Genomic DNA, 23076 nt, shown 5'->3' with positions numbered 1-23076 from the left:
TCCTCCCATTGCGCCACCTTTGCCGTGGCATGGGAAAAGCATGCCGCCGGATGCGGGAGTCGTGTTGTTCGAATATCGGACAATCTGTCGGACATGCTGCGGACGCTAAGCCGCAGACGCCGAGGGCCCCCCGGATCCGGCGGGAGCGGCGCGGCGCCCAGAGCGCCCGGCGTCAGTTCCGGCGGCCGCGTGGCAGGCCGTATTGATCGAGTTTGAGGTAGAGCGTGGAGCGCGAAATTCCCAGTTGCCGCGCGGCCTGGGTGATGTTGCCGCCCGCATCGGCGAGCGCATCCAGGATCGCCGACCGTTCGCGCTGGCGCAGCGTGTCGTCGCGTTTTTCGCCGGCTGGCGCGGTGATCTCGGGCGGCAGGTCCGGCACGTCGATCAGACGGTTCAGCGAAATCGCCGACAGCGTCTCCACAAGATTGCGCAGCTCGCGGATGTTGCCGGGCCATGGATGGGCCTGCAAGCGCATGATCGCCTTGGGGGTAAAACGCAGGGCCTTGTCCTGGCGTGCCCGCGCGCAGCTTTCCGAGAGCTGGCGCAAAAGCCCCGGAATGTCGGCGCGCCGCTCGCTCAGCGCGGGCAGGGCGAGCTTGGCCGCCGAAAGGCGAAAATGCAGATCGCCGCGCAGCTCGCCCGATCGCAGGCACTCTGACAGTGTCGCCGCGGACAGGGACATCACCTGCACCGCAGGCCGTTCGCGGGCCAGCGCGGCCAGAGCCTGTGCCAACAGCGCCTGCACCCCGGCGGGCGTTTGTCCCGGTTCATCGAGACAGAGTGTCCCCCCGGTTTCGGCGAGTTGCATGAAACCTGTGCCTGCGGCCTGATCGGCGCGCAGCATGTCCGGGTCGAGCAGGCTGCAATCGACGATCATGAACGGCCGCCCCGCCTGTGCCCCCGCCGCGTGCAGCGCCTGCGCCAGCGTTTCCTTGCCGGTGCCCGGCGCCCCCTCGATCAGCAAGGGCATTCCGCGTTCCACGAACCTGCCCGCCTTGTCGCAGATCTCGGCCATCTGGGGCCCGGTCGCGGCGATGTCGGACAGGGTGACGGCGCGGCCCGAAGACAGGGGCGTACCCCGCCGGTGTGTTGCACGTTTCAGCGTCACGACGACGCCCTGCGCCTCGCCCGGCGGGCCGACAATATCCACCCCCGCCTCGGGCAGGAGCACGCGCATCTGTTCGGCCATGGCGCGGGCGTCTCCCTCGCCGGGCGCGATCAGCCGGGTCACGTCGCCGACCCCGCCGGTCGCCTCCTCCGCTGCCCTGTCGAAGGCCGTGCTCGACCAGACCGGCTGGCCATGGCCATCAAGCAACAAGACTTCATCACCGCCCCAATGGCTGCGGCCAGACAGGAAGGACGCCATCAGACGCTGGTGTTCGCGCAGCCCGTTGCTGCGCATCACCTCTTCGATCTGAAGCGCGAGCGTCACCGAAAGTGCAGAGACCGGCCCCGACAGTTCGCCCGAGGCGCCGGAAATATCCACCGCCCCCAGCACCTCGCCGCTGGCCGGGCAACGCACGGGCGCGGCGGCGCAGGACCAGCGCTGGATCGCTTCGCAGAAATGCTCGACCCCGGAAATGGTGATGGGCTTGCCCATGTGCAGCGCCGTGCCGATGGCGTTGGTTCCGATCGCCCGCTCGTCCCAGCGCCCGCCGGGCTGCAGGTGATTTTCCTGTCCGCGCGCAAGCATGCGGGAATCCCCCGTCGCCTCCATCACGACGCCTCTGTCGTCGCACAAAAGCAGCATCGCGCCGGAGTCGCTGAGCATGTAGCCCGCCCGCTCCAGCACGGATTGCGCCGCCTGACGCAGCCGGGCGTTCCGCCGGCGGATGGTGCGCAATTCCTCCTGCGCCACGCTGGGCGCGAAATTGCGCGCGCCAAGCTGCTTGTCTTCCTGTGATCTGACCCAGGATCTGAGCACGACTTCACGGATGCTGGGGGGCACGCTCCCCAGCGCACGGAATCGCTCCCAGTCCTCCTTCTGGATGCTCTCCGGCATGTATAGCGCCTTGTATCGAGACCAGCGAATTGTAAGGTACCGGGTGCCCCTCATGTCAAGGGCAACTCCGAACACCCTTTGTGCTGCTGCTGGAGGGGGGCATCGGGATGCCCGTCTTCGACATGCGGAACTTTCGCAGCGACCTTCCGCGCTGCATTGCGGCCCGGGGGCGGCGCACGGCCCGTATCCGGGCGCGCTTGCGATCCGCTGTGGGATTAAGGTGAGCTAAACCAGAAGCCAGCTCAGCCCGGCTTGTGGTGACGATCCTGTTGCGCATACTGGCCGAAACGGCAGGATGGGAACGCGCAGATGGCCCGGACGGACAAACTCAAGCTCGGCACTTTCGTCTACACCTTCGGGTTCCACCCGGCGGCCTGGCTGCATCCGGGATCGGATGTGAACGGGGCCAATGATATTGCCCATCTGGCCAAGGTGGCCACGGTCTCGGAGGCGGCGAAGTTCGACTTCATGTTTTTCGCCGACAGCCCGGCGGCGGCCGTGGGCCACCCCGAGGCACTGGCCCGCCAGCCCACCAAGATGAACCGGTTCGAGCCGATCACCGCCATCACCGCGCTGAGCATGGTGACCGAAAACCTGGGCTTCGTCGCCACCGCCTCGACCAGCTACTACGAACCTTACAACATCGCCCGGCTCTATGCCTCCGCCGACCATATCTCGGGCGGGCGGATCTGCTGGAACGTGGTCACGTCGGACCATGACGAGACCGGCTATAACTACAACCGCCAAGGGCTCGATCCCCATGCCGACCGGTATGACCGGGGCGAGGAGTTTCTCGACGTGGTGTTCGGCCTGTGGGACAGCTTTGAAGATGACGCCCTGCTGCTGGACCGGGAAAACGGTCTCTATCATGATCACACCAAGCTGCATCAGCTTGATCACGCCGGCCCCCATTTTCAGGTGCGCGGGCCGCTGAACATCGCCCGTACCCCGCAGGGGCGCCCGGTAATCGCCCAGGCCGGCGGGTCGGAGCGGGGGCGCGAACTGGCGGCCCGGACGGCGGAGATTGTCTTTTCGCTGGCTTCGAACATCGACAAGAACAGGGCCTTCTACAAGGACGTCAAATCGCGCATGGCGAAATACGGGCGCGACCCCGGCGACCTGAAAATCATGCCGGGAATCGTGATCAACGTGGGCGAGACCCGCGCAGAGGGCGAGGCGCGGGCGCGCGAGATGGTCGACCTGATGCATCCCGAGGTGGGCCTGCTGATGCTGCAGGAATTCCTTGAAACCGATCTGCACGGCTCGGATCTGGACGCGCCGTTCCCGATGGAGCGGATGCCGGAAAAGGCCAAGGGTTCGGTCGCCATGTTCGAAGAGGTGAGGGAATTCGTCACCCAGGGCCACACGCTGCGCGAGCTGATCACCCATTACGCGCGGAAGCATACCGGCAACGGGCTGACCGGGTCTTGCATGGAGGTCGCGGATTTCATGCAGGAATGGTTCGAGGCCGAGGCCGCCGACGGCTTTATCCTGATGTGCCCGACGCTGCCTGCGAGCCTCGAGGATTTCACCCGGCTGGTGGTGCCCGAACTGCAGCGCCGGGGGCTGTTCCGCGAGGCGTATGAAGGCGCGACCCTGCGGGAAAACCTCGGGCTGAGCTGGCCGGAAAACCGCTATACGCTGGCGCGCGGGACCGCGGCGGGATAGGGCGCCATGCCCGCAAGCGTCTGGAGATGCCAATGACCCATCCCGCCCTGTCAGACCTTACCGCAAGATTCGGCGCGCGTATCGAGACCGGGCAGGCGATGCGCGACCAGCACGGCGCCGGGGATGGCTGGCACCCCGCCGCGCCGCCTGATGCGGTGCTGTTTGCCGAGACCACCGCGGATGTCTCGGCGGCGCTGGCGATCTGCAACGCGCACGGGTTTCCGGTGGTGGCCTTCGGCCACGGCTCGTCGATCGAGGGGCAGACACAGGCGGTGAAGGGCGGGCTGTGCATCGACCTGACCCGCCTGACCCGGATTCTGCGGGTCAGCGCTGCGGATATGGATGCGACCGTTGAGGCGGGGGTAACGCGCCAGGCCCTGAACGGGCATCTGCGCGACACGGGGCTGTTTCTGCCCATCGACGTGGGCGCGCACGCCACCATCGGCGGGCTGGCCTCGACCCGCGCCTCGGGCACCATGACGGTGCGCCACGGAACCATGCGCGACCGTGTGCTGGGTCTGACGGTGGTCCTGCCCGACGGTGAGGTGATCCAGACAGGGGGGCGGGCGCGCAAATCCGCCTCGGGCTATGATCTGACCGCGCTTTTTGTCGGGTCCGAAGGAACGCTGGGCATCATCACCGAGCTGACCTTGCGCCTGACCGGCATCCCCGAGGCCGTGCGGGCCGGGATGTACAGCTTCACCGATATCGCCGGGGCGACCGAAACCGTGCTCGAGGCGCTGCAAGGCGGGCTCTGCCTGAACCGGATCGAGCTGTTGGACGGGCTGCAGATGCGGGCAATCAACGCCTATAACGGCACCGAGCACCCCGAGACGGCGACCTTGATGATCGAAATGGCCGGGTCCGGGGCGCAGGTGGCCGCCGATCTGGAAATGTTCGGCGCGCTGGCCGCGGATCACGGCGCGGCGGCACGGCCCTGCCGGACGCCGGAGGAATACTCCGCGCTCTGGGCATTGCGGCATTCGGCGCTTTATGCGGCGCGGGCGCTGCGCCCGGGCTGCAAGAGCCTTTCCACGGATGTCTGCGTGCCTGTCTCGGAACTGCCGGGGATCATCGCCCGGATAGAGGCCGAGATCGCGGCGGCGGGTGTCGTCGCCCCGCTACACGGCCATGTGGGGGACGGGAATTTCCATCTGGTGATGCTGTTCAATCCGGAGAAACCGGACGAGCAGGAAGCGGTGCGCCGGCTGAACGCCCGGCTGGTGGAGATGGCGCTGGACCATGGCGGAACGGCGACGGGCGAGCATGGCGTCGGGCTGGGCAAGAAAGCCTTCATGGAGGCGGAGCATGGCGCCGCCCTCGGCCTGATGCGGCGGCTGAAACAGGCCGTCGACCCCAAGGGCATCCTGAACCCCGGCAAGATTTTCGATCTTTAGGGGGTGCCGCCCGCGCCGACATGTCTGTACATATTCGGATGGATGAGGGATCTTGCGGCCCATCACGCCCCGGATCGGCAGCCGCTCGTCCACTCAGACTTAAGGTATATGCGCCAGCATGGCTTCGACACGCTCGACAGAAACGCTCCACTCCAGAATTCTCGAGGATATCCGGAAAAAGATCGTCGATGGCGTGTGGCGACCCGGGCATCAGATGGCCAGAGAAACCGATCTGGCCGAAAGCTACGGCGTCTCGCGCATGACCATGAACAAGGTTCTGACGCAGCTTGCGGTGGAAGGGTACGTCATCCGCCGCAAGCGCAGCGGAACCTTCGTGGCACGGGCGCGGGCGCAATCGGCGGTGCTTGAGATCAACAATATCGGCGATGAGGTGGCAGCGCTCGGGCGCAGCTATCGCTGGGCGCTGGGGCGCTGTGAACGGCGCCATCTGGATCAGGCGGATTTGCGGCGGTTCGGCATCCGGCGGGAGGTGATCGAAGACGAGGTTCTGTATCTTCAGGGCGTCCATTTCGCCGATGATGCCCCCTTCTGCCTCGAGACCCGGGCCATCAACCTGAGCGTTGTGCCGCAGGCTTGCGATATCAATTTCGCCGCCGAGGTGCCGGGAAGCTGGCTTTTGAAAACCATGCCGTGGAGCACCGCGCGCCATCAGGTCCGGGCGATCAACGCCCAGGGCGAAGAGGCGAAATTGCTGGAACTGCCGGTCGGCGCGGCCTGTCTCGAAATCCTGCGGGAAACGAAGATCGACGCCGATTGGGTGACCTGTGCCCGGTTTCTCTATCCGGGCGAGGCGCATCAACTGGTCGCGGAGTTCGAAGCCCGGGCAGGGGGCGAGGGGCTCAACCCGCGCCCGGAGTCCTGAGGATATCGACGATCAGGCCATTGTCGCCGGTCACACCTTCCGGCACGTCCAGATCCGGCGCGAGCGTGGCCAGGTCGTGGCGCACCATGCCCAGGGGCGGGATATCCGCGCAGGCCAGAAGATAGCGCGCGACGGAGGCGTCTGGCTGACAAGGCGCGCCGGACGCCCGCCAGACAGCGCAGGCATGGGGCGCGCGGACCATGACGTTCAGTACAAGAAGGGCCCCGCCCGGCACGACCGCGTGGCAGGGCGCCGCGCCGGAAAAGACCGCCGGGCCGCTGCCCGCCCCGGTGGTGATCCGCGAGCCGTCGGCGAATTCGAGCGTCATCGGGCCACCTTCCAGCACTGTCAGCGATCGAGAGACGCCGGGAAAGGTCGAAAACGGCACTGATTGCGCGATCCTGGCGGTGCTGATCCGCCAGTGAAAATCCTCGAACCCGGCGCCGTGTGGCATGCTCAGGATTTCGGCGGTTTGCCCGCCGCCGTTTTTCCACGGGGCGAAGCGGCGCTCTGCCGTCCTGTGCAGGGGGATCATGTGCCCAGAATGCGGGGCAGTTTCAGCCCGTGTTCACGGGCGCAGGCGATCGCCTCGGGATAGCCCGCATCCGCGTGGCGCCAGACGCCCGAGGCCGGATCGTTCCACAGCACCCGCTCCAGCCGTTTCGCGGCCCCGCGCGTGCCGTCGGCGCAGATCACCACGCCCGCATGCTGGGAAAAGCCCATGCCGACGCCGCCGCCATGGTGCAGGCTGACCCAGGTCGCGCCGCTGGCCGTGTTGACCAGCGCGTTCAGAAGCGGCCAGTCCGACACCGCGTCGGAGCCATCGCGCATCGCCTCGGTTTCACGGTTGGGCGAGGCGACGGAGCCCGCGTCGAGGTGATCCCGCCCGATCACCACCGGGGCTTTCAGTTCGCCCGAGGCCACCATCTCGTTGAATTTCAGCCCCGCCCGGTGTCGGTCGCCAAGGCCGATCCAGCAGATCCGCGACGGCAGGCCCTGAAAGGCGATCCGTTCGCGCGCCATGTCGAGCCAGCGGTGCAGATGGGTGTTTTCGGGAAAGAGCTCTTTCATCGCCTGATCGGTCTTGTAGATGTCTTCCGGGTCGCCCGACAGCGCCGCCCAGCGGAACGGGCCGATGCCCTTGCAGAACAGCGGGCGGATATAGGCGGGCACGAAGCCGGGGAAGGCGAAGGCATCCTCCAGCCCCTCGTCCCTGGCGACTTGGCGGATATTGTTGCCGTAATCCAGCGTCGGCACGCCCGCCGACCAGAACCCGACCATGGCGGCCACGTGCTCTTTCATCGACGCGCGTGCCGCGGCCTCGACCTCCTTGGGCGCCGTTTCCTGCCGCGCGCGCCAGTCGGCGACGCTCCAGCCCCTGGGCAGATAGCCGTGCAGCGGGTCATGGGCCGATGTCTGGTCTGTCACGATGTCGGGGCGGCCATTGGGCAGGGGTTCGCCCGCCTGCATGCGGCGCAGGATCTCGGGGAAGATGTCGGCGGCATTGCCGATGAGCGCGACCGATTTCGCCTCGCCCGCCTCCGTCCAGCGGCCGATCATCGCCAGCGCCGCGTCCAGCGAATGGGCTTTCTCGTCGCAGTAACGGGTGCGGATGCGGAAATCGGCGCGGGTCTCGTCGCATTCGACCGTCAGACAGCAGGCCCCGGCCATCACCGCCGCCAGCGGCTGCGCCCCGCCCATGCCGCCCAGGCCGCCGGTGAGGATCCATTTGCCGGTCAGGTCGCCGCCATAGTGCTGACGCCCCGCCTCGGCGAAGGTCTCGTAGGTACCCTGCACGATGCCCTGGGTGCCGATGTAGATCCAGGACCCGGCGGTCATCTGGCCGTACATCATCAGGCCCTTCTTATCGAGTTCGTTGAAATGATCCCAGTTGGCCCAGTGGGGCACGAGGTTCGAATTGGCGATCAGCACCCGCGGTGCGTCCGCATGGGTGCGGATCACGGCGATTGGCTTGCCCGACTGGACGATCAGCGTTTCATCGGCTTCCAGCTCGCGCAGGGCGCCCACGATCGCGTCGAAATCCTCCCACGTGCGGGCGGCGCGCCCGATACCGCCGTAAACCACCAGCTCATGCGGGTTTTCGGCCACATCCGGGTGCAGGTTGTTCATCAGCATCCGCATCGGCGCCTCGGTCTGCCAGCTTTTGCAGGTCAGTTCGGTTCCGGTGGGGGGGAATACATCGCGGATATTATGGCGGGGGTCGGTCATGGCGGGGTCCTTCTAGCGCGGGATCTGTGGCGCAAGGTCGATCAGGTCTTGCAGGATGGGTTTGAGAGTGGCGCGCAACTGCTCTGCCTTGGCCGGGTCGAGCGCGAAATCCGGCTCTTCCAGCGCAAGATGGGTGGATTGGGCAAGCTCCATCTGGATCGCGTGAATGCCGGTTTCGGGCCGGCCGTAGTGGCGCGTCGTCCAGCCGCCCTTGAACCGGCCGTTGGTCACGGTCGTGCGGCCCGAGGCGTCGCAGTGGCGGCGCAGAGCGGCGGTGACAAGGGGATCGCAGGTGGCGCCGCCGTTGTCGCCGATATTGAAATCCGGCAGCGTACCCTCGAAAAGCCAGGGGATCACCGAGCGGATAGAGTGACAATCATACAGGATCGCCACGCCGTGAAGGGCACGCACGCGCGCCAGTTCTGCCTGCAGCGCGGCATGGTAGGGGGCGTGCCATCTGGCCAGCCGCGCGGCAATGGCGGCGGCGTCGGGCGGGCTGTTCCAGATGGGGGCGTTGTCGAAGGTGGTTATGGGCACCAGCCCGGTGGTGGTCTGGCCGGGATAGAGGCTGGCCCCGCCGGGATCGCGGTTGGCGTCGATCACATAGCGGTGGAAATTGGCCGCCACCGCCGTCACCCCGGGCACCAGATCGCGGTAGAGCGCATCCACATGCCAATCCGTGTCGCGCAGGGTCAGCCCTTCGGCGTTCATCTCGGCACGGATGGCGTCCGGCACCCAGGTTCCGGTGTGGGGGAAGCCCAGCACCAGGGGGCTGTCGCCGCGCGTTACGGTCACGGGATGCATCAGAAGACCCCCGGCAGGTCGAGGCCCGCGCTATCGGCCAGCGCGCCGCTTTGCACGAGTTGCGCGGCGGCTTCCAGATCCGGGGCCATGAAACGGTCATCGCCCAGTTCCGCGACCCCGCCCCGCAGCGTCGCGATGGCCGCGCTCAGCGCGGGCGAGGTGCTGAGAGGGCCGCGCAGCGCGATCCCCTGCGCGCCCGTGATCGCCTCGATGCCGATGATATGAAAAAGGTTTCCGGTCATCTGCAACAGCCGCCGCGCCCCGTGGCAGGCCATGGAAACGTGATCTTCCTGATTGGCCGAGGTCGGGGTGCTGTCGACGCTGGCGGGATGGGCGAGCTGTTTGTTCTCGCTCATGAGCGCGGCCGAAGTTACCTCGGCGATCATGAGCCCGGAATTCAGCCCCGGCTTGGGCGACAGGAAGCCGGGCAGGCCATAGCTCAGCGCCGGGTCCACCAGCATGGCGATCCGCCGCTGGGCGATGGCGCCGATCTCGGCCACGGCAAGCGCGATCTGGTCGGCGGCGAAGGCCACCGGTTCGGCATGGAAATTCCCGCCCGACACGACGGCGCCGTCGGACAGGACCAGCGGGTTGTCCGTGGCGGCATTGGCTTCGATTTGCAGGGTCCGGGCGCATTGCCTGAGCAGATCCAGGCAGGCGCCGGTCACCTGGGGGTGACAGCGCAGGCAGTAGGGATCCTGCACGCGTTCGTCATCGTCGCGGTGGGCTTCGCGGATGTCGGAGCCGTTCAGCAGCGCGCGCAGGGCCGCGGCCACCTCGATCTGGCCGGCATGGCCGCGCAGGCTATGTATTTCCGCACGGAAGGGCGCGGTCGATCCCATGGCCGCGTCGGTGGAAAGCGCCCCGGTCACGATGGCGGCCTGCACGGCGCGGGTGGCCCGGAAAAGCCCGGCCAGTGCCAGCGCGGTAGAGACCTGGGTGCCGTTGATCAGCGCCAGCCCCTCTTTCGCCGACAGCTCGATCGGGGCCAGCCCGGCACGGGCCAGCGCCTCGGCGCCCGGCAGACGATCACCGTTCAGCTGAGCCTCGCCGGCGCCGATCATCACCGCCGCCATATGCGCAAGAGGCGCCAGATCGCCCGAGGCCCCGACCGATCCCTTTTCGGGGATCACCGGCAGCACACCCCTGGCCAGCATTCCTTCCAGCAGGGCCACAAGCTCGGGCCGCACGCCCGATGCGCCCCGGCCCAGCGACATCAGCTTCAGCACCATGATCAGGCGCACGATCTCGGGGGGCAGCGGTTCGCCCACGCCGCAGCAATGGCTGAGGATCAGGTTCCGCTGCAGCGTGGCAACGTCTTTGGCGGCGATCCGGATCGAGGCGAGCTTGCCGAAGCCGGTATTCACGCCATAGACGGGTGCATCGCCGGCGGCCACTTCGGCGATACGGGCGGCGGCGCGTTCGATCCCAGGACGGGCATCCCCCGACAGGGTTACCTCGCATTGCTCCCAATAGATGCGGGCAAGGGTGTCGAGCGTCACCGTGCCGGGTGTGAGCGTTTCAGTCATGTGTGACGGTCCCTTGGAAAACACGCGAATGCATGGGGTTCAGCCCGAGCCGGCCCACCAGTTGCGCCGCCGTCTCGGCGTTCCAGACGGTGAAATCGGCGGACATGCCCGGCGCCATGCGCCCGGTTTCCCCGGCAAGGCCAAGCGCGCGGGCGGCGTGGCGCGTGACGCCGTCCAGACATTCGGCCACGGTCATGCCGAAAAGAACGGCCCCCATGTTCATCGTTAGAAGAAGCGAGCTGACGGGCGAGGTGCCGGGGTTGCAATCGGTGGCCAGCGCGATCGGCACACCGGCCTTTCGCAGCGCGTCCAGCGGCGGCTTGCGGGTTTCGCGCAGCATGTAGAACGCGCCGGGCAGAAGAACGGCGACAGTGCCGGAAGCGCGGATCGCCGCCACATCTTCGGCGGTGGCATATTCGAAATGTTCGACCGACAGTGCATTGAAGCGGGCCGCCAGCAGGGTTCCGCCAGAGCGGGTGAGCTGTTCGGTATGCAGCTTGACCGGCAGGCCCAGAGCGGCGGCACGGGCGAAGAGCGGCTCTATTTCGGCGGCGGAAAACGCGATGCCTTCGCAGAACGCATCGACCGCGTCCACCAGCCCCTCGGCATGGGCCCGCTCGAGCCCGGCGATGGCCACGTCCTGAATATATCCGGTTTTTCCGCCCGGATAATCTGGCGGCATCGCATGAGCGGCGAGCCAGGTCGTGCGGATCCGCACCGGGCGCAGTTCGGCGAGCTTTCTGGCGGCGCGGAGCATGTTCAGCTCGGTTTCGATTTCCAGCCCGTAGCCGGATTTGATCTCGACGGTGGACACGCCCTCGCCGAGAAGCGCGTCGAGCCGGGGCAGCGAGGCGGCGATCAGCCCGTCCACATCAAGCGCACGAGTCGCTCGCATGGAAGACACGATCCCGCCACCCGCGCGGGCGATGTCCTGATAGCTGGCACCTTCGAGCCGCATCTCGAATTCCTGCGTCCGGTCGCCGCCGTGCACCAGATGCGTGTGGCAATCTATGAACGCGGGGGTCACAAGCCGGCCTTCACAATCGATTGTCCCGGCGCCGTCCCGCGGCAGAGCCGGGGCGATGGCGGCGATGCGCCCGTCTTCGACAAGGATATCTTGCAGCGGCCCGGTGCTGCCGGCCGCCTCGCCCAGCCGGGCGTTGATCCAGAGCAGTTTCTGCGGCAACTCGCTCTCCCCATCCGTCTTGGATATTGCGTCTCCGACAAATAAGTATATACATAAAAACAGGCCCTTTGGAAGTGGAATTTTCACCCCGGCAAGGTCCACCATGTCGATGTGAGCGAAGGAGCGCATGATGATCTTTGCCAAGCAGGCCCTGCTGCCCGGCGGATGGCAGGCGAATATTCGCCTGACGTTGGACGGCGGGCATGTTCTGAGTGTTGAGACAGGCGCAGCGCCATTCCACGGCGATGTGACGGTCGATTGTCTTGTGCCGGGCATGCCCAATGCCCACAGCCACGCGTTCCAGCGCGGGTTTTCAGGTATGACAGAGCGGCGCGGCGCCGGGCGCGACAGTTTCTGGACCTGGCGCGAGATGATGTACCGCTTCGCCCTGTCGGTGCAGCCGGAGGATGTGCAGGCGTTGGCCGAGATGGCGTATGTGGAGATGCTGGAGGCGGGGTATACCCGGGTGGGCGAGTTTCACTATCTGCATCACGATACCGACGGTTCCTTCTATGACAATCCCGCGGAACTCTCGGCGCGCATCTTCGCGGCGGCCCATGAGACCGGGATCGCCCTGACCCATTTGCCGGTTTTCTACGCGCACGGCGGCTTCGGCCCGGTTCAGGCCGATGACGGCCAGCGGCGGTTTCTGCACGGGCTGGACACGTTCGGCGAACTGGTCGAGGCCTGTGACGCGATGGTGACCCGGCCGCAGGATCGCGTGGGCTATGCGCCGCATTCCCTGCGCGCGGCCAGCCAAGAAGAGTTGGCCCGCCTTGCGCAAGCGTTCCACGGGCGAAAGACCCATATCCATATCGCGGAGCAGATGAAGGAGGTCGAGGATTGCCTGGCCTTTCATGGTCAGCGCCCCGTGGCCTGGGCGATGGACAATCTGCCGGTGGATGCGAACTGGTGCCTGATCCACGCGACCCATCTGACTGATGAGGAAAGGCGCGCGATTGCGTCTTCCGGCGCGGTGGCAGGGCTGTGCCCGGTGACCGAGGCCAATCTCGGCGACGGGATGTTTCCCGCGATTTCATATCTGGCCGAGGGCGGCCGGATCGCGATCGGAACGGATTCAAATATCCGGATCGATGTGGCCGAAGAGTTGCGCACGCTCGAATACGGCCAGCGGCTTTTCCATCGCGCACGAAACATGCTGGCCGGAGAGGGCGGTTCCACCGGGCGGCGGTTGTTCGAGGCCAGCCTGACCGGGGGCGCGCAGGCCCTCGACGCGCCGCCGCCCGTGATCGCGCCCGGGATGCCTGCGGATCTCGTGGCGCTTTGCGATCCGCTGACGCTCGTCGCCGAAGGGGATCAGATGCTCGACCGCTGGATCTTTGGCCGGGACATGGCCGTTTCCGATGTCTGGGCGGGGGGGCGCCATGTGGTCACGGACGGGCGACATGTGTGCCGTGATCGCATTCAGATGCGCTTCGCCGAGGCGCTCGGGCGGGTTCTGGCCTGAACCTATAGGCTTTGGGCCAGCGCCTCCAGAAACTGATCGTTCTCGCGCGGCAACCCCACGGACACGCGAATGAAGGTCTCATAGCCGGCCTGTTTCCACGGTTTCACGATCACGCCATGGTCGATCAGCCGGTCGGCGACCTCGACCGAAGCCTTGCCAGTGTCGACAAACAGGAAATTGCCCTTCGATGGCAGAACCTCCAGCCCGCGCCCGATCAGCGCGCCGGTCATCCGGGCACGCTCTTCAAGGGTACGTACGACAGCGGCGCGCATGGCTTCGGGGTGGCGGATGACGGCAAGCGCTGCGGCCTGGGCAACGGCGTTGACGTTGAAAGGCGTGCGGACAAGGTTCATGCCCCGGATCAGATCGTCGCAATTCGACAGACCATAGCCGATCCGCAGCCCGGCAAGCCCCCAGGCCTTGGAGAAGGTCCGCAATATGAGCAGTGGCTTGTCATGATCCTTCAGCAATTCGGTTCCCGGCTGATAGTCAGCGCCCAGAGCGTATTCCACATAGGCTTCATCCAGGCACAGCACACTTTCAGGATGCTGTGCCCGGAGCAGCGCGGCAAGCTCATCGGGGTGCAGCCACAGGCCCGCAGGGTTCATCGGGTTGGCCAGAACTGTCAGGCGAACCGGGCGCGCCACGGCGGCAAGCAAGGCCGCGACGTCGATCTCGCGGCCCTCGGTCAGCCCGACCCGGACGACAGCGGCCCCCATCATCCGCGCGTAATCCTCGTGCAGCGGGAATGAGGGGTAGAGCGTCACGGCCTGATCCCCCGCGCGCAGGGTGGCCCGCGCCAGCACGTTCAGCAGATCCTCCGACCCGCCGCCGAAAATCACTCGCTCTGCTGGAATACCCGCCTGCCGCGCCAGCAGACCGGCCAGCGCGCGGGCCTCCGGGTCGGGATAGAGATGCGCGTTTCTGATTGCCGCGCCCATTGCCGCAAGAGCTTCTGCGGGCAAACCGAAAGGGTTCTCGTTCGAGGCCAGCTTCGCGATCGGCTGCCCGCCGCAGCGGCGCGCAACATCCTCCAGCGCCAGACCGGCATTATAGGGCCCGATACCCGCAAGCTCGGGGCGCAGCGCGAATTTCGGTGCGGGCATGGGGATCTCCGTTGGCTCGTTCTGGCGTCGAGGGCATCACTTATGTATAGACAAGTCAAGATCGAGGTGGGGGAGGCGTCGCCCGCCGGCACTCAGGCCCCGGATCTGACTGCCTCGGCCATCACGCACAGCAGCTCGAACATCACCGATACGCCCGCCAGCGCGGTCAGCCCGCCCAGATCGAAGGGGGGCGAAACCTCGACCATGTCGGCGCCGATGATGTTCACGCCCGAGAGCGCCCGGACCACTTCGAGGGCCTGACAGGTGTTCGGGCCGCCCACTTCGGGGGTGCCTGTCCCCGGCGCAAAGGCCGGATCGATGAAGTCGATGTCATAGCTCACATAGCTCGGGCCGGTGCCCAGAATCTCGCGCGCCTCGGCCATCACATCGGGCACGCCCCGCGCGAAGAATTCGCCGATCTCGATGATGCGGATGCCCACTGCCTTGGCGAAATCGCGGTCTTCGGTGTCGTACATGGTGCCGCGAATGCCGATCTGGACCATCTTCTTCGGGTCCAGAAGCTCCTCCTCCACCGCCCGGCGGAAAGGGGTGCCATGGGTATACCTCTGCCCGTCGAAATAGCTGTCGAACAGATCCGTATGGCTGTCGAACTGGATGAAGCCGAGCGGCTCTCCGGCCACGGCCCGCAGGATGGGCAAGGAGCTGAGGTGATCGCCCCCGGCGGTCAGGGGGCGGATCCCGGCCTTGACCACCTGCCCGTAGAATTCGGTGATCCTGGCCATGCTGTTTTCAAGGCTGGCCGGGTTGGGCGGCACGTCGCCCAGATCGGCGCAATTGACCATCTCGAAGGGCCGCAACCGCGTACTGCCGTTCTGCGCACGCATCATGGTGGAGGCGTCGCGCAGCGCTCTGGGCCCGTGGCGGGTGCCCGGGCGGTTGGTGGTGCCGCCATCCCACGGCACGCCGATCAGTCCGATCTGAACAGCGTTCAGGCGCGGATCGTCGAGCGGCACAAGGGGCAGGCGCATGAAGGTCGGAATTCCGGCATAGCGGGGCAGGTCGAAGCCGGAGACGGGCGTGAAATCGGACATTGGTGTGTTCCTTTTTTCGGAGTGTGCTCGGGGCTGCCGGGCAGCCGTTTGTGTTTCGTCATATTGGGCGTTCAGGCTGGGCTGTTGGCATCACGGTTCATCCCGGGCTTTTGCGCAAAGCCGCGGCCTGCTGACGGCCCCGCGCCAGGAGCCAGTCGCGAAGCGCCGCGCCGCCGGGCTTTTCCAACGCCGCGCGAGACCAGCAGAGGCTGTAGGGCACGCTCAGCGGCAGGCAACGCTCAAAGGGCACGACAAGCTGGCCGCTTTCCAGTTCGCGGGCCATCATGGCGACCTGGCCCAGCACCACCCCCTGACCGGCCACGGCGGCGTCGATGGCGGTGGCGGTCAGGGCAAAGCAGAGCACGGCGGGTGATGCCGGGGTGCCCCCCACGCCGTGGTGCGCCGCCCACCGCTCCCAGCTTGGCGGATCGAAGCGGTCATAGCGGGCGCTCCACCGAATCTGCAAGCGGGGCAGGCGCAGCAGATCTGAGGGGTCTTGCAACGGCATCCCCTGCACCAGATGCGGCGCACAGGCAGGCACCACCTGATCGGTGAAAAGCTCCGCGCCTGCGTGGCCGGCGGCAGGCGGCCCCAGGAGCATTGCAAAATCCACGCCGTCCCGGTCGAAATCCGGCGTGTCTTCGCTGCTGATCAGCCGAAGGGGCCAATCGGTATTTTCATCGCCCCAGGCATACAGGCTGCGGCCCAGCCATTTCGCGGTAAGGGTGGGCAACCCGCTGACGGTCAGCGTCTCGCTGTCCCGCGCCCGGGTCAAGGCATCATCGGCGCCGGAAAGCCGGGCGAAGCCCGCCGCCAGTTCGGTGTGATAGAGCCTGCCCCAGCGGGTCAGCACCAGCCCGCGCCCGCGCCGCTCCAGCAGGGTGACGCCCAGATGGGTTTCGAGCCGCCGCACCTGCTGGCTGACAGCACCGGGCGATACGCCCAGCTCTGCCGCCGCCGCCTGCATCGAGCCGCGCCGCCCGACCGCCTCGAAGCATTCCATCGCGCGCAGGTAAGCGGGCCCCGCCATCGCGCCCTAGCCGTGGGCCGGGGTGAACCGGGCCTGCATCTTGTGCTGCGCGCCGGGATAGGAAAAGCTTGCCATGGTCACCGCCTCGCCGTTCTTCCATGTCCGCCGTGTCATGGTCAGGCAGGCGGCGCCGGGGCTGATCTTCAGCAGATCCGCCAGGGCCGCATCGGCATTCACCGCAGCGATCTCGTTGACGGCCTCGCTCCACGGCACATGCTCCAGAAGCCAGACGCCGGGCGCGGTATCGGTAAAGGTCTCTGCTTTGGCCTCGGGCACCGCATCCAGAAATATCATCCGGGCTTCGAGGCAGAACGGCATGTTGTCACTGAAATGCAGGCAGGTGACATGCAGGGCCGGCGCTTCCTCCGAAAGCGCCTCTCCGGGCCAGATCCTGCCCGCGCTGCCGTATCGCCGGCTCAGGATCTGATGCCGGTACCAGCCGCCGCGCGACAGGACCTCTTCCTTCACGTCATGGATTTCCAGCACCGCATTGAGCGACTTTTGCGGCAGCACCACCGAGCCGACGCGCCGCCGCCTGAGGATCAGCCCCGCCGCGGCGAGCTGGGTCATGACCTTGTTCACCGTCATCCGGGAGCAGCCATAGATCTCGCTCAGATCCAGCTCCGACGGGATCTTGTAGCCGGGCGGCCAATCGCCGGAGAGGATTCGCCTTTCCAGATCATGCCGGATCGTCTCGTGCAGGGATTTGGGTGCGGATCTCGGGCCGTCGTCTTCCATGGGTTATTTCAGCATCGATGCGCCGCGGTCCAGGTAGGTATCCAGAAACTGTTCCAGCCGCGGATGCCGCGGGGCGGCAAACACCTTTTCAGGCGTATCATGGAACAGCAACTTGCCCTGATCGAGAAAGCAGACAGTGTTGCCCACAGACGCGGCAAAGCCGATCTCATGGGTCACAGCCACCATTGTCATGCCCTCATCGGCCAAGGCGCGCATCACGTTCAGCACCTCGCCGGTGAGTTCGGGATCCAGCGCCGAGGTCGGCTCGTCAAACAGCATGATCGTCGGGTCCAGGGCCAGCGCCCGCGCGATCGCCACCCGTTGTTGCTGACCACCCGAAAGCTGGGAAGGATAGTGCCCCGCGCGATCTTCCAGCCCGACCTTCGTGAGCTGGGCCATGGCGCGCTCTTCGGCCTCTTTCCGAGGCATCTTTCGCACCCGGCGCAAGGCGGCCGAGACATTGCCGAGGGCCGTCATATGCGGCCACAGGTTGAACTGCTGGAACACCATGCCGACCTTGGAGCGGGTGGCGCGCAGCTCGGACGGGCTTTGCGCGCGGCGTTTTCCGTCTTTTTCGATGAACCCCAGCGGCTCCCCTTCGATCAGGATGCTGCCGCTGGTGGTCTCTTCCAGAAAGGCCATGCAGCGCAGGAGCGTGGACTTGCCCGAACCGGACGGGCCGATCAGGCAGGTGACCTCTCCGCGCGGGATTTCCAGATTGATGTCCCGCAAGACCAGCGTCTCGCCATAGCGTTTGGAGACGTTCTGCACGGAAATGGCGGGTGTGGTCATATCAGCTACTCAGTTTGGACAGGCGGCGTTCGGCGATCCGGCCAAGGAAATTGGACAGCTCGACCAGCCCCCAATAGACAAGGGCCAGCACCACGATGGCTTCGACAAAGGCATATTGCTGAGAGCCGATCGCCTGCACCGTCATGGTCATTTCGGGAACGGTGATCAGCGATAGCAGCGCGGTTTCCTTCAACAGGATCACCGCCATGTTGTTGGCGGGCGGCAACACCAGAAGCGCCATTTCCGGCAATTGAACGTAAAGGATGGTCTGCAACCGGGTGAACCCCACGCAATCGGCGGCCTCGGCATGGCCGGTGGGCACGGAATTGTAGCCGGCGCGGAAGATCTCGGCGTAATAGGCTGCGCCGTAGATGCTGAGCCCCAACAGCCCGGCCGGTATCGGATCAAGCCGGATGCCGATGTAGGGCCCCCCGAAATAGAGCAGGAAGATCTGCACCAGAAACGGCGTGCCCCGCAGGATCTCGACCGGGACAGAAAGCAGCTTGTCCATCAGTCGCCCGCCATAGCGGCGCAGGGTGGCGACGAGAAACCCGATGGCGGCGGCCAGTATCGTGCCCACGATCCAGATCAGGATCGTGACGCCCAGCCCGGCGATGATTTGCGGGCCCTTGGCGAGAATGACGGCGAAATCGAAATTCATGGGCGGCCTCGAAACCGAAGGGGGGCGGGCCCGTTCATTTGGCGGGCAATCCCGGAAGCGCGACTTCGGCCCGGCGCCCGATCGCGGCGACCACGAGGTTGATCGCCAGATAGATCAGCCCGGCGGACGCAAAGATCGGCAGCGGCATATAGGTGGAGGCGGCAAGGTTCTGGGCCATCTTGGTCAGCTCGATCAGGCCGACCACCGAAACCAGCGACGAGGCCTTCAGGATCAGGATCGCCTCATTGACCAGCGCCGGAAAGGTCATGCGCAAGGCGATGGGCGTGCGGATATGAAGGAAGGTCTGGGTCGGGGAAAACCCCGCCATTTCGGCGCTTTCGATCAGGCCGGGGGGCACACCTTCGAAACCGCCGCGCAGGTTCTCCGCCTGATAGGCGGCGGTGCACAGTGACAGGCCGATCAGCGCCGTTGCCAGGCTTGACAGGCTCAGCCCCAGCGCGGGAAGCAGATTGAAGATCAGCAGAAGCTGCACCAGAAGCGGCACGCCGCGGAAGAACGAGATGAACACCCGCGCGAAGTTGATCAGCACCAGATTGCCCGACATCCGCATGGCCGACAGCAGGATGGCGAAACCCAGCCCCAAAAGGATCGAGATGCTGCTGACGAAGATCGTCATCACAGATGCCTTGAGAAGCAATTCAAAGAGTTGCCAGGTCATGGTCTCGTTTCGGCTGAAAGGGGGGGGCGGAAAGGGCGGCGCGACCGGGACAGGGAGGGGACACGCTCCCACCCCCGGCCGCACCTTATCTGAACGTCAGGTCAGATATTCGGCTCGGTCACGTAGTCGGGCATGTCGAAGACGGTGCCGAACCATTTTTCCTGCAATGTCCCCATGCGGCCGTCGGCCTTCATGGCCAGCAGGATTTCGTCGATCTTGTCCATCAGCGTGGCGTATTCCGGCTCGATCCGGCCGGGGTAGCCGAAATAGGTGGGCGTGCCGAATGCGGGCTTGACCACTTTGAAGACTTCCGGGCGCTGGCTGGCCACGAAGGCGATGTTGGGCAGGGAATTCGCAACGGCTTCGATCCGGCCGGCGGCAAGGTCCGCGTAGGATTCGTTGAAGGAGACGTATTCCTTGATGTCCGACGGAGGGGTCGGCAGGGTTTCGGCAAAGGCCTGAAGCTGGGCGAGCTGAGCGGTGCCGGTGCCCGACCCGACCGGCTTGCCGCCGATGTCCTCGGGCTTTTCGATCTCGCATTTGGCGCAGGCCAGAATGGCAACCGTGGCCTCGGCGATGGGCGAGGAGAAGCGATAGCGTTCCATCCGCGCCTGGGTGATGGTGGCGGGGCCGGCGACCACGTCAAAACGACCGGCCTCGAGACCGGGCAGCACGCCGGTCCAGTCCAGAGTGATCCATTCCAGTTCGACGCCCATATCCTTGGCGATCTCTTCGAAAACCTCGACGTTGAGGCCGGTATGGGTGCCTGCGTCAATGAAATCGAACGGGGCAAAGGCGGTCTCTGTGCCGACCTTCAGCACGCCGGCGGCCATGACCCGGTCCAGCGCGTCTTCGGCCTGGGCGATCATGGTGGAACCAAGGGTCAGAGCGGCACCGGCAAGGGCCGCAAGAAAGTGTTTGCGCATGAGCATGCTCCCTGTGCGCCCCGAGCGGGGCAAAAGCTGTTTGTGGTCTGTCATCGGGCCGCTCTTCGGCGGGCCTGGCTATATGTGTATACAAATGAGCCGAGTCTCAAAGCCCCGACGCTTGCGGGATGGGATTCGCGGGTGACTGATCGGAAGTTCACCATATTCCAGGGTGTATGCACAAAATTTACGTGATTTAGGGCTGGCGTGCGGATTTGGGAAAGCGGCGCTGCAGTGGTGGCGGCAATCATAGCACAGGCTGCGCGACTCACGCGGCGCCTTCACGAGCTTGGGACCAGGATCGGCGAGGAATGATAGAAACACCCTGAGCGTGATTGGCGACGTCAGACGGGCACGCCGCGCCGCCGTTGTCGTCACGTCGCCTTCAGATGTCCGGGGGTGCCCGCGAATTCGATCAGTTTAAGGCGAAGCTAGCCCCGGTCTGGCTGCCGTGGCCGGATTGCCGTGCCCCAACGCGCGCAGGAGCACTGCCTCCGGGGTGGCCGCTTCGCCCGTCGCGCGCCAGGCGACGTGCAGATCGGGCCGCACCAGAACCAACGGGCTTTCATAACACTCCGGAACATCGGCGCCGTCGGCGGTGACAATTTTCAACGGCACGCCGAGCCGTTTCGCGACGCTCGTAAAGTCTCCAGGATCGGCGCCCCCGAAAACCAGAAGCGTGAACCACGGTCCGAGCATATCGTAGATTGCCGTGCCATCAGGCAGAAAGAGGCTTGGCAGTCGCGCGCCCGGCCGCGTGGTAGGCACATAGCGCGCAGGGTCCCAGTCTGGGGCGGGGCTTTTCTCGGGCCAGATCGCGGGAGAACCAGCATAGGTAAAGCCATGCTCGATTCCCCAGGCCTCGTTTTCAAGATTTCCGATTTCGGCGATCCTGGCTGTAGCGCGGCTACGTTGGGCGGCTCCGGCCTCGGTGTCTTCGAAGATATCTGGCGTATAGAGCGCGGAAATATCCTGGCGCACTTGATTGTTCTGGCCCGCCGCGTCGCAATTGCGCAGCCCGACGGGCCGTCGCTCCAGGCTGTAGCTGTTCAGAAGGGCAGGGGATGCAATCCCGTCGATCACCGCGGCCAGTTTCCATCCCAGATTGGAAGCGTCGCCGATCCCGGTATTCATGCCGTATCCGCCCGTCGGAATGTACTGATGCGCCGCATCCCCGGCCAGGAAAACGCGACCACCGCCATAGCTGTCGGCCACCAGAAGATGCGGCGACCATTCGTTCGCCACGAGGATTTCGCAGTCGATGTCACGTCCGACGAATTTGCGGACAAGGGCCTTGGGATCGCTCTTTCCCGGTCCTTCCGCGCCGAAGCGGGAATGCAGTGTCCAGATGTCGCGGTCATTCTGCGCGATCAATGTTCCGTAGGGTGACTGATAGTGCCAAGCGATGCCCCAGCGCTGCAGCAGCTCACGTTCGGGCGAACGGAAATGTGTCATGAACCGCTCCATGATATTCGCCTGACCCTGCAAGCCGATACCAAGGTGGCGACGCACCCTGCTGCCGCCACCATCGCAGCCGACCAGATAGCGGCAGGTGTAGCGGTGCGCGTCGCCGGTCGTGGTATCGGCTACGGTTACTTCGACGTGATCTTCCCGTTCGGAAAAAGCTTCGTAGGCAGTGGAAAATCGCAGATCGACCAACGGCTCGCGTTCCAATGCCGTTCTCAAGACCGGTTCGATTTCTGTTTGAGACACGCGCATGGGCGGTTCGCGCATTTGGCTGCCGTTGTTGCATTCGCGGATACGCACCCGCATTTCTGCCGCGCTCGGATAGGCGAAACGGTAAAGTTCGTGCCCAGTGAACCCCGTGATCCACGAGACATCGAACGGATGCGATTCCGGGACGGCGACCGCGCGCAGCTCTTCCGCGATGCCGAGGTGGCGGAAAATCTCCATGCTGCGAGCATTGGTGATGTCCATCTTGGGGTGGCGGGTCGTTGTTTCGTTACGCTCGACGATCAGCGTACGAATGCCGCGCTTGCCCAGATCGAGGGCCAGGGTCATTCCAACAGGTCCTGCGCCCGAGATTACCACATCGAAATCAAACATCTTTCGAAACCCTCGATGACGTGAAGTAAAATAATACGCCCCAGTCGCATTCTAGAATGTCAGAAAAACGCCAAAAAAGTCCGAAGAGTGTTCTCATGTCACGGCTGCTCCTTAAGCTTTGATTTTGCCGGCCGCATCCGGTGCCCGTTCGGGGCCGTTGATGCGTTCTTCAATGTGCAGGATGTGCTGTTTCATCACCGCGCGCGCCTGATCGGGGTCGCCTTTGCGAATGGCGTCAAGAATTGCTTCGTGTTCCTCATGGGCCGACTCCAGCCTGTCCGAGAAAATCGGTCGCGCGGAAGCGGCGACAAAAAAATCGCTCCGGTCGCCGAGGTTTTCCACCACCTCCGCAATGGGCGCGGACCGCGCCGCCTGGCGCATTTCGAAATGCAGCTTCCGGTTCAGCACGCGGTAATTCTGATTGAGCTGAGTTACGGACAGATCGGCGCCGCGCAATTCTCCGATCTGAAAGGAAATCGCGCTGAGTTTGGCGATATCCGCCGCGTCGGAACGTTTTGCTGCAAGCTCTGCGATCAGCGCTTCGCCTTCGGCAAAAAGAAGAAAGAAATCGGTAATCTCGTTAGGCTCGTACTCGCGGATGCGGCAGCCGATTTGCGGCAGGATCACCAGGAACCCTTCGATGGACAAACGTTTCAAGGCATCCATGACGGGTTGACGGCTGACGGATAGCTCCTCGGTGATCCTCTCGACGGGAATGCTCTCGCCGTGATCGAATTTTCCATCAAGAAGCAGTTCCTTGATGTGGGAATACACATGCTCCGCCAGTCCGCCACGGCGGATTGCCATTTGTCGTGTCCGTGTATTCGATTGGTTTTTCATGTTCGAGTGCCGTGGTTCC

The 23076-nt window shown here is 65.2% G+C and carries 20 protein-coding genes; 4 read left to right on the top strand and 16 right to left on the bottom strand.

Features of this window, described 5'->3' with window-relative positions:
• Window positions 1-172 precede the first annotated feature (172 nt).
• Window positions 173-2002 (bottom strand): sigma-54-dependent Fis family transcriptional regulator, encoded by a 1830-nt coding sequence (locus tag TQ29_RS15880; protein WP_082386686.1) that lies wholly within the window; start codon window positions 2000-2002, stop codon window positions 173-175.
• A 309-nt stretch (window positions 2003-2311) separates the two neighbouring features.
• On the opposite strand from TQ29_RS15880, the gene TQ29_RS15875 reads away from it, so the two are divergent.
• From TQ29_RS15875 to TQ29_RS15865, 3 genes are all read left to right on the top strand, one after another.
• Window positions 2312-3670 carry an LLM class flavin-dependent oxidoreductase gene (locus tag TQ29_RS15875; RefSeq protein ID WP_054539959.1) on the top strand — a complete coding sequence of 453 codons (1359 nt, stop codon included), beginning with the start codon at window positions 2312-2314 and terminating at the stop codon, window positions 3668-3670.
• Between the two features lie 26 nt (window positions 3671-3696).
• On the top strand, window positions 3697-5067 hold the full coding sequence (locus TQ29_RS15870; RefSeq protein WP_054539958.1) for an FAD-binding oxidoreductase: 1371 nt from the start codon (window positions 3697-3699) through the stop codon (window positions 5065-5067).
• A gap of 118 nt (window positions 5068-5185) precedes the next feature.
• Window positions 5186-5950, top strand: a complete 765-nt coding sequence (locus tag TQ29_RS15865; protein ID WP_082386685.1) for a UTRA domain-containing protein — start codon at window positions 5186-5188, stop codon at window positions 5948-5950.
• Here TQ29_RS15865 and TQ29_RS15860 read toward each other — a convergent pair.
• Genes TQ29_RS15860 through hutI form a run of 5 tightly spaced genes read right to left on the bottom strand, consistent with a single transcriptional unit; the run spans window position 5928 to window position 11698 of the window.
• On the bottom strand, window positions 5928-6485 hold the full coding sequence (locus TQ29_RS15860; RefSeq protein WP_054539956.1) for a HutD family protein: 558 nt from the start codon (window positions 6483-6485) through the stop codon (window positions 5928-5930). The genes TQ29_RS15865 and TQ29_RS15860 overlap by 23 nt on opposite strands.
• Window positions 6482-8179, bottom strand: a complete 1698-nt coding sequence (gene hutU / locus TQ29_RS15855) for a urocanate hydratase (RefSeq protein ID WP_054539955.1) — start codon at window positions 8177-8179, stop codon at window positions 6482-6484. Before hutU ends, TQ29_RS15860 begins: the two co-directional genes overlap by 4 nt.
• Before the next feature lie 12 nt (window positions 8180-8191).
• The gene (gene hutG, locus TQ29_RS15850) at window positions 8192-8983 is read right to left on the bottom strand and encodes an N-formylglutamate deformylase (RefSeq protein WP_054539954.1); all 792 of its coding nucleotides are present in this window, start codon (window positions 8981-8983) and stop codon (window positions 8192-8194) included.
• Window positions 8983-10512, bottom strand: coding sequence for a histidine ammonia-lyase (gene hutH, locus TQ29_RS15845; RefSeq protein WP_054539953.1), 1530 nt, complete (start codon window positions 10510-10512; stop codon window positions 8983-8985). The genes hutG and hutH overlap by 1 nt, the downstream gene beginning before the upstream one ends.
• Window positions 10505-11698 (bottom strand): imidazolonepropionase, encoded by a 1194-nt coding sequence (gene hutI, locus TQ29_RS15840; RefSeq protein ID WP_235974489.1) that lies wholly within the window; start codon window positions 11696-11698, stop codon window positions 10505-10507. Before hutI ends, hutH begins: the two co-directional genes overlap by 8 nt.
• Window positions 11699-11828: 130 nt before the next feature.
• Here hutI and TQ29_RS15835 point away from each other — a divergent pair, with 130 nt between their 5' ends.
• Window positions 11829-13166, top strand: coding sequence for a formimidoylglutamate deiminase (locus TQ29_RS15835; protein ID WP_328705648.1), 1338 nt, complete (start codon window positions 11829-11831; stop codon window positions 13164-13166).
• Between the two features lie 2 nt (window positions 13167-13168).
• Here the strand turns inward: TQ29_RS15835 and hisC are convergent, their stop codons facing one another.
• From hisC to TQ29_RS15785, 10 genes are all read right to left on the bottom strand, one after another.
• Window positions 13169-14272 carry a histidinol-phosphate transaminase gene (hisC, locus tag TQ29_RS15830; protein WP_054539951.1) on the bottom strand — a complete coding sequence of 368 codons (1104 nt, stop codon included), beginning with the start codon at window positions 14270-14272 and terminating at the stop codon, window positions 13169-13171.
• A 92-nt stretch (window positions 14273-14364) separates the two neighbouring features.
• On the bottom strand, window positions 14365-15324 hold the full coding sequence (gene speB, locus TQ29_RS15825) for an agmatinase (protein ID WP_054539950.1): 960 nt from the start codon (window positions 15322-15324) through the stop codon (window positions 14365-14367).
• Window positions 15325-15421: 97 nt separating this feature from the next.
• Window positions 15422-16354 (bottom strand): LysR family transcriptional regulator, encoded by a 933-nt coding sequence (locus TQ29_RS15820; protein WP_054539949.1) that lies wholly within the window; start codon window positions 16352-16354, stop codon window positions 15422-15424.
• A 6-nt stretch (window positions 16355-16360) separates the two neighbouring features.
• Entirely contained in the window at window positions 16361-17092 is a 732-nt protein-coding gene (locus TQ29_RS15815) for a UTRA domain-containing protein (protein ID WP_054539948.1), read from the bottom strand.
• Window positions 17093-17095: 3 nt separating this feature from the next.
• Window positions 17096-17884 carry an amino acid ABC transporter ATP-binding protein gene (locus TQ29_RS15810; RefSeq protein ID WP_037206338.1) on the bottom strand — a complete coding sequence of 263 codons (789 nt, stop codon included), beginning with the start codon at window positions 17882-17884 and terminating at the stop codon, window positions 17096-17098.
• 1 nt (window position 17885) lies between these two features.
• Entirely contained in the window at window positions 17886-18545 is a 660-nt protein-coding gene (locus tag TQ29_RS15805; protein WP_054539947.1) for an amino acid ABC transporter permease, read from the bottom strand.
• 34 nt (window positions 18546-18579) lie between these two features.
• A complete protein-coding gene (locus tag TQ29_RS15800) occupies window positions 18580-19224 on the bottom strand; it encodes an amino acid ABC transporter permease (protein WP_054539946.1) in 645 nt (214 codons plus the stop codon).
• 101 nt (window positions 19225-19325) lie between these two features.
• Window positions 19326-20150, bottom strand: coding sequence for a transporter substrate-binding domain-containing protein (locus TQ29_RS15795; protein WP_054539945.1), 825 nt, complete (start codon window positions 20148-20150; stop codon window positions 19326-19328).
• Window positions 20151-20570: 420 nt separating this feature from the next.
• Window positions 20571-22217: an FAD-dependent monooxygenase gene (locus TQ29_RS15790; protein ID WP_054539944.1), complete on the bottom strand. Its 1647-nt coding sequence runs from the start codon at window positions 22215-22217 to the stop codon at window positions 20571-20573.
• A 111-nt stretch (window positions 22218-22328) separates the two neighbouring features.
• The gene (locus tag TQ29_RS15785; RefSeq protein ID WP_054539943.1) at window positions 22329-23024 is read right to left on the bottom strand and encodes a GntR family transcriptional regulator; all 696 of its coding nucleotides are present in this window, start codon (window positions 23022-23024) and stop codon (window positions 22329-22331) included.
• Window positions 23025-23076 lie beyond the last annotated feature (52 nt).

Source organism: Actibacterium sp. EMB200-NS6 (genome assembly GCF_001305615.1).
GTDB classification, from domain to species: Bacteria; Pseudomonadota; Alphaproteobacteria; order Rhodobacterales; family Rhodobacteraceae; genus Actibacterium_A; species Actibacterium_A naphthalenivorans.
Note: the sequence above shows the minus strand (reverse complement) of the source record. Positions and strands in the feature narration are given on the sequence as shown.

What these genes read in the sequence shown, in the direction of transcription:
- TQ29_RS15805 (WP_054539947.1), bottom strand. Translation starts at nt 18,545, where the DNA reads ATGAATTTCGATTTCGCCGTCATTCTCGCCAAGGGCCCGCAAATCATC.
- TQ29_RS15865 (WP_082386685.1), top strand. Translation starts at nt 5,186, where the DNA reads ATGGCTTCGACACGCTCGACAGAAACGCTCCACTCCAGAATTCTCGAG.
- hutU (WP_054539955.1), bottom strand. Translation starts at nt 8,179, where the DNA reads ATGACCGACCCCCGCCATAATATCCGCGATGTATTCCCCCCCACCGGA.
- TQ29_RS15785 (WP_054539943.1), bottom strand. Translation starts at nt 23,024, where the DNA reads ATGGCAATCCGCCGTGGCGGACTGGCGGAGCATGTGTATTCCCACATC.
- TQ29_RS15880 (WP_082386686.1), bottom strand. Translation starts at nt 2,002, where the DNA reads ATGCCGGAGAGCATCCAGAAGGAGGACTGGGAGCGATTCCGTGCGCTG.
- TQ29_RS15810 (WP_037206338.1), bottom strand. Translation starts at nt 17,884, where the DNA reads ATGACCACACCCGCCATTTCCGTGCAGAACGTCTCCAAACGCTATGGC.
- TQ29_RS15790 (WP_054539944.1), bottom strand. Translation starts at nt 22,217, where the DNA reads ATGTTTGATTTCGATGTGGTAATCTCGGGCGCAGGACCTGTTGGAATG.
- TQ29_RS15870 (WP_054539958.1), top strand. Translation starts at nt 3,697, where the DNA reads ATGCCAATGACCCATCCCGCCCTGTCAGACCTTACCGCAAGATTCGGC.
- TQ29_RS15860 (WP_054539956.1), bottom strand. Translation starts at nt 6,485, where the DNA reads ATGATCCCCCTGCACAGGACGGCAGAGCGCCGCTTCGCCCCGTGGAAA.
- TQ29_RS15835 (WP_328705648.1), top strand. Translation starts at nt 11,829, where the DNA reads ATGATCTTTGCCAAGCAGGCCCTGCTGCCCGGCGGATGGCAGGCGAAT.
- hisC (WP_054539951.1), bottom strand. Translation starts at nt 14,272, where the DNA reads ATGCCCGCACCGAAATTCGCGCTGCGCCCCGAGCTTGCGGGTATCGGG.
- TQ29_RS15800 (WP_054539946.1), bottom strand. Translation starts at nt 19,224, where the DNA reads ATGACCTGGCAACTCTTTGAATTGCTTCTCAAGGCATCTGTGATGACG.
- speB (WP_054539950.1), bottom strand. Translation starts at nt 15,324, where the DNA reads ATGTCCGATTTCACGCCCGTCTCCGGCTTCGACCTGCCCCGCTATGCC.
- TQ29_RS15795 (WP_054539945.1), bottom strand. Translation starts at nt 20,150, where the DNA reads ATGCGCAAACACTTTCTTGCGGCCCTTGCCGGTGCCGCTCTGACCCTT.
- TQ29_RS15820 (WP_054539949.1), bottom strand. Translation starts at nt 16,354, where the DNA reads ATGGCGGGGCCCGCTTACCTGCGCGCGATGGAATGCTTCGAGGCGGTC.
- hutH (WP_054539953.1), bottom strand. Translation starts at nt 10,512, where the DNA reads ATGACTGAAACGCTCACACCCGGCACGGTGACGCTCGACACCCTTGCC.
- TQ29_RS15875 (WP_054539959.1), top strand. Translation starts at nt 2,312, where the DNA reads ATGGCCCGGACGGACAAACTCAAGCTCGGCACTTTCGTCTACACCTTC.
- hutG (WP_054539954.1), bottom strand. Translation starts at nt 8,983, where the DNA reads ATGCATCCCGTGACCGTAACGCGCGGCGACAGCCCCCTGGTGCTGGGC.
- TQ29_RS15815 (WP_054539948.1), bottom strand. Translation starts at nt 17,092, where the DNA reads ATGGAAGACGACGGCCCGAGATCCGCACCCAAATCCCTGCACGAGACG.